The sequence below is a fragment of the Jatrophihabitans sp. genome, assembly GCF_036388195.1.
GTDB lineage: Bacteria > Actinomycetota > Actinomycetes > Mycobacteriales > Jatrophihabitantaceae > Jatrophihabitans_A.
Window position 1 is genome coordinate 1 of sequence record NZ_DASVSG010000061.1, and the last position, 9,431, is coordinate 9,431.

General features: G+C 72.8%; 7 protein-coding genes. All 7 read left to right on the top strand.

Going from position 1 to position 9,431, the window contains the following annotated elements; genetic code table 11:
• Nucleotides 1–1,981: peptidoglycan D,D-transpeptidase FtsI family protein (locus VF612_RS06055; protein WP_408658954.1), on the top strand; the 1,981-nt coding region annotated here is incomplete at its 5' end.
• Between the two features lie 78 nt (nt 1,982–2,059).
• On the top strand, nt 2,060–3,643 hold the full coding sequence (locus VF612_RS06060; protein ID WP_408658955.1) for a UDP-N-acetylmuramoyl-L-alanyl-D-glutamate--2,6-diaminopimelate ligase: 1,584 nt from the start codon (nt 2,060–2,062) through the stop codon (nt 3,641–3,643).
• Between the two features lie 7 nt (nt 3,644–3,650).
• On the top strand, nt 3,651–5,096 hold the full coding sequence (locus VF612_RS06065) for a UDP-N-acetylmuramoyl-tripeptide--D-alanyl-D-alanine ligase (protein WP_408658956.1): 1,446 nt from the start codon (nt 3,651–3,653) through the stop codon (nt 5,094–5,096).
• Entirely contained in the window at nt 5,093–6,187 is a 1,095-nt protein-coding gene (gene mraY / locus VF612_RS06070; RefSeq protein WP_408658957.1) for a phospho-N-acetylmuramoyl-pentapeptide-transferase, read from the top strand. The genes VF612_RS06065 and mraY overlap by 4 nt, the downstream gene beginning before the upstream one ends.
• 270 nt (nt 6,188–6,457) lie before the next feature.
• Nucleotides 6,458–8,131 carry a putative lipid II flippase FtsW gene (gene ftsW, locus VF612_RS06075; RefSeq protein WP_408658958.1) on the top strand — a complete coding sequence of 558 codons (1,674 nt, stop codon included), beginning with the start codon at nt 6,458–6,460 and terminating at the stop codon, nt 8,129–8,131.
• Nucleotides 8,132–8,135: 4 nt separating this feature from the next.
• Nucleotides 8,136–9,233 (top strand): UDP-N-acetylglucosamine--N-acetylmuramyl-(pentapeptide) pyrophosphoryl-undecaprenol N-acetylglucosamine transferase, encoded by a 1,098-nt coding sequence (locus VF612_RS06080; RefSeq protein ID WP_408658959.1) that lies wholly within the window; start codon nt 8,136–8,138, stop codon nt 9,231–9,233.
• Nucleotides 9,217–9,431, top strand: a 215-nt coding sequence (locus VF612_RS06085; protein ID WP_408658960.1) for a hypothetical protein, incomplete at its 3' end; no start/stop codon positions are given. The genes VF612_RS06080 and VF612_RS06085, both read left to right, overlap by 17 nt.

A 9,431-nucleotide genomic window follows, 5' to 3' on the forward strand; every position in this document is an offset into this window, starting at 1 on the left:
GCCCGCCCAGCGGCAAGCGCCCGCCCAACGCCAGGTGCCTGGCCCGCAGGACCGGCCGCGACGCGCTCCGGCCGAGCGGCCGGCCCGGACCCAGCGACTCTCTGACAGCCAGCGACCGACCCAGCGTCAACGATCAACCGACAGCCCCAGAACCACCCAACGCCACCAGCCCCAGCGGCCCACCCACGTCCCCCGGCCCGCGGGCATCAAGCGGCGGCCGGCCGGCCGGCCCCAGACCATGCGGCTGGGCAGGTCCCTGCGGCGGCTGTGGGCCAGCGTCGCGGTGGTGAGCCTGCTGCTGGCCGTGGTGGTGGTCCGGCTGGTGTGGTTGCAGGGCATGGACGCCGCCGGCTACGCGCTGGCAGCCTCGGACGAGAAGCGCGAGTTCGTCACCCTGCATGCCGCCCGCGGCTCGATCCTCGACCGTAACGGGGTGCCGCTGGCCTACACCGCGGACGCCAAGGACATCGTGGCCGACCCGACGATGATCCCCGCCACCAGCCGGCTGGACTACGCGACCATGCTCGCCCCGCTGATCGGCAAGTCGGTGATAGCCGTGGCCGACCAGCTGACCTCCAACTCGCACTACGCGCTGCTGGCGACGGCGCTCTCGCCGGCCGCCGCCAAGCAGATCGAGGAGCTGCGGCTGGACGGCAAGCCGCTGCCCGGCATCTTCGCCCAGGCCACCTCGCAGCGGCTCTATCCCGGCCAGCGCACCGCCGCGAACGTGATCGGCCTGGTCAAGGCCGACGGCGCCGGCGCGGCCGGCATCGAGTACAGCTACGACGCGCTGCTGCGCGGCTCCGACGGCTCGGTGAGCTATCAGAAGGACTCGGTCGGCAACGTCAACCCGGCCGGGCCGATCAAGCGCAAGGCGGCCACCGACGGCGGCATGGTGCGGCTGACCATCGACCAGGACCTGCAGTACCTCACCCAGAAGTACCTCGACGACTCGATCAGGCAGTCCGGGGCCCGCGGCGGCCAGGTGGCGATCCTGGACGCCCGGACCGGCCAGGTGCTGGCGCTGGCCTCCAACGGCTCGTTCGATCCGCAGGACCCGCGCACCATCAAGGACGGGCAGTCACTCAACCCCAACGTCCAGCAGGTCTTCGAGCCGGGATCGGTCAACAAGATCGTCCCCATCGCCGCGGCGCTGGAGAAGGGCCTGATCCACCCCCGCTCCGTGCTCAAGGTCCCGGACAGCATCTCCACCGGCGGCATCACCGTCCACGATGCCTGGTGGCATCCGACGCAGCGGTTCACCGCGACCGGCGTGCTGGCCGAGTCCTCGAACGTCGGCACCCTGATGATCGCCGACAAGGTCGGCAAGCCGACCTTCAACGAGTACCTGCACCGGTTCGGCCTCGGTCAGAGGACCGGCGTGGAGCTGCCGGGCGAGAGCGCCGGGCTGCTGCCGGAGATGGACAGCTGGTCCGATTCCACCTTCGCCAACCTGCCGATCGGGCAGGGGGTGGCGATGACGTCGCTGCAGCTCGCCTCGATGTACCAGACGGTGGCCAACGACGGGGTGCGGGTCCCGCCGCGGATCGTGTCCTCGGTGACCAACCCGGACGGATCGGTGACGCCGACCGCCCAGCCGCCCGGCATCCGGGTGCTGTCGAGCCCGACCGCTCGGACCCTGCGCACCATGCTGGAGTCGGTGACGCTCAAGGGCGGCACGGGGGTCAAGGCGGCCGTTCCCGGGTACCGGGTGGCGGGCAAGACCGGGACCGCCCAGCAGCCGGATCCGGTGACCGGCCGGTACTCCAACTCGCGCTACTGGCTCACCTTCGCCGGCATGGCGCCGGCGGACAACCCCCGGTTCGCCATCGCCATCATGATCGACAACCCGGCGGGCGGCATGCACGGTGGCGACGTGGCAGCCCCGCTGTTCCGCCGCATCGCCGCGTACCAGCTGTCGGCGGCCAAGATCCCGCCCAGCGGATCGCGCTCCGTCCTCGTGCCGCTGACCCTCGACTAGCCGCCGTCGGCCGGGGCCACCATGGTGAGGAGCGAGCGGCGGAATGCGGCCGGAGACGCATCGGTAACGTGGGCAGGCGTGGCGTTCCCGCAGCGAGGTCAGCCGGACGGACCGGGGCTCCGTCCGACCCGGTTGACCCCCCGCCCGCTGGACGAGCTGGCAGCTCTGCTCGGAGCTGCCGTGGCCGGTCCGGCGTCGGGCGTCGCGGTCTCCGGAGTGAGCCTCAGCTCGGCGCAGGTGCGTCCGGGCGACCTGTTCGCGGCGCTGCCCGGCGCCACCCTGCACGGGGTGACCTATGCGGCCCAGGCGCTGGCCGCCGGCGCGGTGGCGGTGTTCACCGATCCGCGCGGGGCCGCCGAGCTGGCCGGCTACCGCATCCCCCCGCCGGTGCTGGTGACGCCCGATCCCCGCTCGGCGCTGGGCCGGCTGTCGTCCGAGGTGTACGCAAACCCCTCCCGCGCGCTGCCGGTGTTCGGCGTCACCGGAACCAGCGGCAAGACCACCACGACGTCGCTGGTCCGGGCCGGGCTGGCTGCGGCCGGGCAGCGGTCCGGGCTGATCGGGACGGTCGGGGTGTTCCTCGACAACGAGACCGTCAAGACCCCGTTCACCACGCCGGAGGCGCCGCAACTGCAGGCGCTGCTGGCGGTGATGCGCGAGCGCGGGCTGGACAGCGTCTCGATGGAGGTGTCCTCGCACGCGCTGCGGCTGGGCCGGGTGGACGGCACCGAGTTCGCGGTGGCCGCCTTCACCAACCTCTCCCAGGACCATCTGGACTTCCACTCCGACATGGAGGACTACTTCCAGGCCAAGGCGCTGCTGTTCGACGGCCGGGCCGCGCGCGAGATCGTGATGATCGACGACGAGTGGGGGCGCCGGCTGGTGCGGCCGGGGACGGTCACGGTCAGCGTCTCCGACACCGCCGCGGACTGGCATGCCACGGACCTGGACGTGCTGGCGGACGGCAGCACCCGGTTCACGGCGCACGGCCCGGGCCGGCGGTTCCCGGCCGGTTGCCGGATTCCGGGCGGCTACAACATCGCCAACGCCCTGCTGGCCTTCGCGATCCTGGCCGAGGCCGGCGTCGAGGTGGCCGAGGTGGCGCCCGCGGTGGCCGGCGCGCAGGTCCGGGGACGGATGGAGCGGCTGGACGGTGACCAACCGTTCCTGGTCGTCGTCGACTACAGCCACAAGCCCGCCGGGGTCGCCGGGGCGCTGCGGGCGCTGCGGCCGCTGACCGCCGGGCGGCTGATCATCGTGCTGGGCTGCGGCGGTGACCGGGACCGGGGCAAGCGCCGGGTGATGGGCGAGGTCGCCGCCACCGAGGCGGACGTGCTGATCGTGACCGATGACAATCCCCGGTCGGAGGCGGCGGCCGAGATCCGGGAGGCGATGGTCGAGGGCGCCTGCTCGGTGCCGGCCGGGCAGCGCGCCCGGCTCGTGGAGGAGGGTGATCGGCGCGATGCCATCGTGCGGGCCATCGGGCTGGCCGGGCCCGGCGACACCGTCCTGATCGCGGGCAAGGGGCACGAGACCGGGCAGGAGGTCGCGGGCGTGCTGCTGCCCTTCGACGACGTCTCGGTGGCTCGGGATGCCCTGGCGGCGTTGGGGTATTCCGAGCAGGCCCAGTGCGCGTCGGCCACCGGCGGGGACGGATCGTGAGCCGTCCATGATCGAGTTGAGCCTGGCCGAGATCGCCGGGATCGTCGGCGGCCGGCTGCTGGCCGCCGACCCGGAGCGCACCGTGTCCGGCAAGGTCGAGTTCGACAGCCGCAAGGTGGTCCCGGGCGACCTGTTCCTGGCCATCGCCGGCAACCGGGTGGACGGCCACGACTATGCCGAGGCCGCGGTGCAGGCCGGGGCGGTCGCGGTGCTGGCCAGCCGCCCGGTGCCCGCTCCGGCGATCCTGGTGGCGGACCCGATCGAGGCGATCACCGAGCTGGCCCGGACGGTGGCGCGGCGGCTGCCCGCGCGCATCATCGGGATCACCGGGTCCTCGGGCAAGACCTCGACGAAGGACCTGCTGGCGCAGGTGCTGGCCGGCGCCGGGGCCACGGTCGCCACGCCCGCATCGTTCAACAACGAGCTCGGCTATCCGTACACGGTGCTGCTGGCGGATGAGAAGACCGAGTTCCTGGTGCTGGAGACGTCGGCGCGGGGGGTCGGCCACATCCGGCACCTGACCGGCATCGCCGCGCCCCGGCTGGCCGCGGTGCTCAATGTCGGCAGCGCTCACCTGTCGGAGTTCGGCAGCGTCGAGACGATCGCCCTGGCCAAGGGCGAGCTGGTCGAGGCGCTGCCCGACGCCGCCGACGGCGGGGTCGCGGTGCTCAACGCCGACGATCCGCTGGTCGCGGCGATGGCCACCCGCACCAGCGCCCGGGTGGTGACCGCGGGTGAGCGCCAGGACGCCGACGTGCGCGCCGAGCAGGTCAGGCTGGACTCCTCCGGCCGCGCGAGCTTCGAGCTGGTCACGGCCGCCGGCCGGGCCGGCGTCCACCTGCAGCTGTACGGCGAGCACCACGTCGCCAACGCGGTGATCGCCGCGGCGCTGGCGCTGGCCTGCGGGCTGGAGCTGCCGGCGGTGGCCCAGGCGCTGTCGCAGGCCGCGCCCCGGTCCCGATGGCGGATGGAGGTCTGCGAGACCGCAGCGGGCATAACGGTGATCAACGATGCCTACAACGCCAACCCGGAGTCGATGCGGGCGGCGCTCAAGGCGCTGGCGATCATGTCCGAAGGCCGCCGGTCGGTGGCGGTACTGGGCCACATGGCCGAGCTCGGCCCTGATTCGATCGCCCAGCACGACGCGCTCGGCCGGCACGTCGTGCGGCTGGACATCGCGGCGCTGATCGCGGTGGGGGAGCAGGCCCGCGCCATCACGACCGGCGCGGCGCTCGAAGGCTCCTACAACGGTGAGTCACAGTGGGTGCCGGACGCGGCGACGGCCGTGGCCAGGCTCGGTGAGCAGCTGCGGCCGGGCGACGTGGTGCTGGTGAAAGGATCGCGGTCGGCGGCGATGGAGGTTGTGGCTCAGGCGCTCATCGAGCGGTTCGGCGCCGCTGACAGTGCCGCTGACAGTGCCGCTGACAGTGCTGCCGAGGGCGCCCCGGCATGAAGACCATCCTGATCTCGGCGCTGTTCGGGCTGATGAGCTCGATCCTGTTCACCCCGCTGGTGGTGAAGTACTTCCGGATCAAGGGATTCGGCCAGGAGATCCGCGACGACGGGCCCAAGAGCCACCTGATCAAGCGAGGCACCCCCACGATGGGCGGGGTCGCGATCATGGGCTCGACGATCATCGGGTACCTGATGGCGCACCTGATCGGCTCGTTCCGGCACGACTCCGGCCCGACCGCCTCGGGGCTGCTGCTGCTGTTCCTGATGCTGGGCTCGGGCGCCGTCGGCTTCATCGACGACTTCATCAAGCTGCGGCACCGGCGGAGTTTGGGCTTGCGGGCCCGGGCCAAATTCGGCGGCCAGCTGCTGGTCGCGCTGCTGTTCGGGGCCGGTGCGCTGATGTTCCGCAACCACCGCGGGCTGACTCCCGGGTCCACGCGCATCTCCTACGTCCGCGACATCGGCGCTCTCTCGATCGGGCTGATCGGCTTCCTGCTGCTGGCCTACCTGATCATCACCGCCACCACCAACGCGGTGAACCTGACCGACGGCCTGGACGGGCTGGTGGCCGGCAGCGCCGCCATGGTGATGGGCGCCTACACGCTGCTGACCTTCATCCAGTACCGCAACAGCTGCTACCCGGCGCCGGCGTTGCCCGGCTGCTACACCATCCGCGATCCGCAGGATCTGGCCCTGATAGCAGCGGCGGCGATGGGCGCCTGCTTCGGCTTCCTGTGGTGGAACGCCAAGCCGGCCCAGATCTTCATGGGCGACACCGGGTCGATGGCGCTCGGCGGCCTGATGGCGGGCCTGGCGATCCTGTCGCGCACCGAGCTGCTGCTGGTGGTGCTCGGCGGGCTGTTCGCCGTGGTGACGCTGTCCAGCGTCATCCAGACCGGCTGGTTCAAGTACACCCGGCTCCGAACGGGCACCGGCAAACGGGTGTTCCGGATGGCGCCGTTCCACCATCACTTCGAGCTCGGTGGCTGGGAGGAGACCACCACCATCGTCCGGTTCTGGATCGTCAGCGGGCTGGCGGTGGCCTTCGGAATGGGCTTGTTCTATGCCGAATTCATCTCCTACGGCTAGCCGGACGCCGGTCAGGGCACGGCAGGGCGGGCCGGGTGAGATCACCACCACGGTGGCGCGACACGCGACACGCCTCCCGAAGATCACGTTGACCAGGACCGACGATAGGGCCATGCACGAGGTCGTGGCCGCCGCGACGTCATCGGCCGGCGCCGGTGCCGTGACACTGCCCGCCCCCTCGAACCGTCCCGGATCGCGCGTGGTTCCGGCTTATCCGGCAAGGGCATTGCCCACTGGCATCGGCCTGACCGGCGGCGTGCGGGCGGTGTCATGATCAACCGGTTGCGCGACCGGGTGAGCGACATCCGGGTGGTGCGCGCCTTCGGCCGCTACCTGGAAGGGCCCTACGCCTCGGTGCAGCTGATGCTGGCCGCCGGTGGCGGATTGCTGTTCTTCGGCCTGCTGATGTCGGCGTCGACGACCCTCTCCGCGTCGGTGCACACCACCGGGGACGCGCCCTGGGCGCAGCTGATCCGCGAGGTGCAGTTCATCGCGCTGAGCGTGCCGGTGTTCTGGCTGGCGGTGCGGATGTCACCGGCGACCTACCGGCGGCTGGCCTATCCCGCGCTGGGGATCGCGCTGTGCGCGCTGGTCGGCGTCCTGATTCCCAGCATCGGGGTCACCGTCAACGGCGCGCACCGCTGGATCCAGCTCGGCCCGCTCACCGTGCAGCCCTCGGAGTTCGCGAAGCTCGCGATCCTGCTGTGGGGCGCGGATCTGCTTGCCCGCAAGGAGTCGCTGCGCACCCTGACCACGGCCAGGCATGTGCTGATCCCCCTGGTGCCGGGCTTCGCGGTGGTCATCGGGCTGGTGATGCTCGAGCCCGACCTGGGCACCTCGCTGTGTTTCATGCTGGTGCTGCTGGGCCTGCTGTGGATGGTCGGCCTGCCGTACCGGTACTTCGCCGGCCTGCTCGTCGTGGTGACCGGCGTGGTGACGGCGCTGGCGGTCACCGAGGCCTACCGGCTGGAGCGCCTGACCACCTTCCTGCACCCCAACCTCGATCCTGGGGGCGCGGGCTACCACACCATCCAGGGCCTGTACGCGCTGTCCAGCGGCGGCGTGTTCGGTGTCGGCCTCGGGCAGGGGACGTCGAAGTACGGCTGGGTGCCCAACGCCAACACCGATTACGTCTTCGCCGTCGTGGGGGAGGAGCTCGGGCTGCTCGGCTGCACGGTGGTGCTGGGGCTGTTCGCGCTGTTCACCTACGCCGCGATGCGGATCGCCCATCGCAGCCAGGACCCGTTCGTCCGGCTGGTCGGCAGCGGCGCGGCCATCTGGATCGCGGGGCAGGCCCTGATCAACGTCGGCTACGTGACCGCGTTGCTGCCGGTCACCGGCATCCCGCTGCCGTTCATCTCCAACGGCGGCACCTCGCTGGTGCTGACCTGCGGGGTGCTGGGCATGCTGGTCTCCTTCGCCCGGCACGAGCCCAGCGCGGCCCGGGCCGCTCAGCAGGCAGCCGCTGACGGCAGCACCGCGCGGTGGATCCGGACGCTGCGGCTGGGAGCGCCGCGGCAGGTCTCGACCGGGCGGCAGGTCTCGACCGGGCGGCAGTCCTCGACCGCGCGGCAGTCCTCGACCGCACGGCAGGGCGGGAGCACCTCCGTCGGGGATCCCGGCACCTCCGCAGCAGCGCCGGCCAAGTCAGCCGGCACCTCCGCAGCAGCGCCGGCCAAGTCGGCCGCCACCCAGGCCAAGCCGGGCGCCACCCAGGCCAAGGCAGCTGCCACCCAGGCCAAATCAGCCGCTCCAGCCGCCGGCGGGTCCGCCCAGCGTGGCGCGGCAGCCGGTATGCCCGCGGGCCGCCAGAGCGACCGGACGCCCTACCAACCCGCCGGCGCCAGGGCAGCGGCTCCGAAGCGGACGGCTCCGGCCGGTCGCCGGCAGCCCGGTACGCAGCGGCCGGCGGGCCAGTCGGCGTCTCGCCGCAAGGGCGCCTGAGGCGATGGGGGCCAGCATCGTCCTGGCCGGCGGCCATTCCGCCGGGCACATCGAACCCGCGATGAACGTCGCCGACGCGATCTGCGAGCTGGAGCCGGCCGCGCTGATCACCGCGCTCGGCACCGTCCGGGGCCTGGACACCACCCTGATCCCGGCACGCGGGTACCCGCTGGAGCTGATCCCGCCGGTTCCGTTGCCGCGGCGGCTGAACCTGGCGCTGCTCAAGACCCCCGGGCGGGTGGCCGCGGCGGTCCGGGCGGCCGGCGCGGTGCTGGACCGGGTGCAGGCCGACGTGGTGGTCGGCTTCGGCGGCTACGTCGCGGCGCCGGCCTACCTGGCCGCCCGGCGGCGCGGCATCCCGATCGTCGTGCACGAGGCGAACGCCCGGCCCGGGGTGGCCAACCGGCTGGCGGCCCGGCTGACCACCCACGTCTACACCGCGACCGCGTCGCTGGGGCTGCCCCATGCCCGGCCGATCGGCATCCCGCTTCGTCCGGCGATCATCGAGCTGGACCGCGAGCGGGAGCGGCCTGCTGCCCGGGCCCGGCTGGGACTGGCTCCCGACCGACCGACCCTGCTGGTCACCGGCGGCTCGCAGGGCGCCCGGCGGCTGAACGAGGCGGTGCTCGGCGCGCAGCGGGCGCTGGCCGAGGCGGGCATCCAGGTGCTGCACATCGCAGGCGCGAAGAACCCGGTGACCGCGCCGGCCCGGGCCGCGGACGAGCCGCCGTACCTGGTGCTGCCCTACCTCGACGCGATGGCCGACGGGTACGCGGCCGCGGACTTCGTGCTGTGCCGGTCCGGGGCGATGACCTGCGCCGAGCTGACCGCGGTGGGCCTGCCGGCCGGCTACGTGCCGTTGCCGCTGCGCGGTGGCGAGCAGCGGCTGAACGCCGACCCGATCGTCGCCGCCGGTGGTGGCCTGATGGTGGCCGATGAGGACTGCGATCCGGCCTGGGTCGCCCAGAACGTGGTCGCGGTGCTCACCGACCCGCCCCGACTGGCCGCGATGGCTGCCGCGGCGCAGCGGGCGGGCGCCCGGGACGCGGCCGCGGTGCTGGCCCGCGCCGTGCTGGAGGTGGCCCGTGGCCACCACGCCTGAGCCCGCCGACCGCGCTCATCCCGGCCCGGCAGCGCGGTCCCAGGCCAGCTATGACCGGCCGGCCGGCTGGGAGGCGCCCGGGGCGGCCCTGGTCTCCAGCGCGGCCACCGAGGTGGTGCCCGCCGCGGCCGAGCTCGGCCGGGTGCACATCATGGGCATCGCCGGCTCGGGAATGAGCAGCCTGGCCCGGATCATGCT

What these genes read in the sequence shown, in the direction of transcription:
- VF612_RS06065 (WP_408658956.1), top strand. Translation starts at nt 3,651, where the DNA reads ATGATCGAGTTGAGCCTGGCCGAGATCGCCGGGATCGTCGGCGGCCGG.
- mraY (WP_408658957.1), top strand. Translation starts at nt 5,093, where the DNA reads ATGAAGACCATCCTGATCTCGGCGCTGTTCGGGCTGATGAGCTCGATC.
- ftsW (WP_408658958.1), top strand. Translation starts at nt 6,458, where the DNA reads ATGATCAACCGGTTGCGCGACCGGGTGAGCGACATCCGGGTGGTGCGC.
- VF612_RS06080 (WP_408658959.1), top strand. Translation starts at nt 8,136, where the DNA reads ATGGGGGCCAGCATCGTCCTGGCCGGCGGCCATTCCGCCGGGCACATC.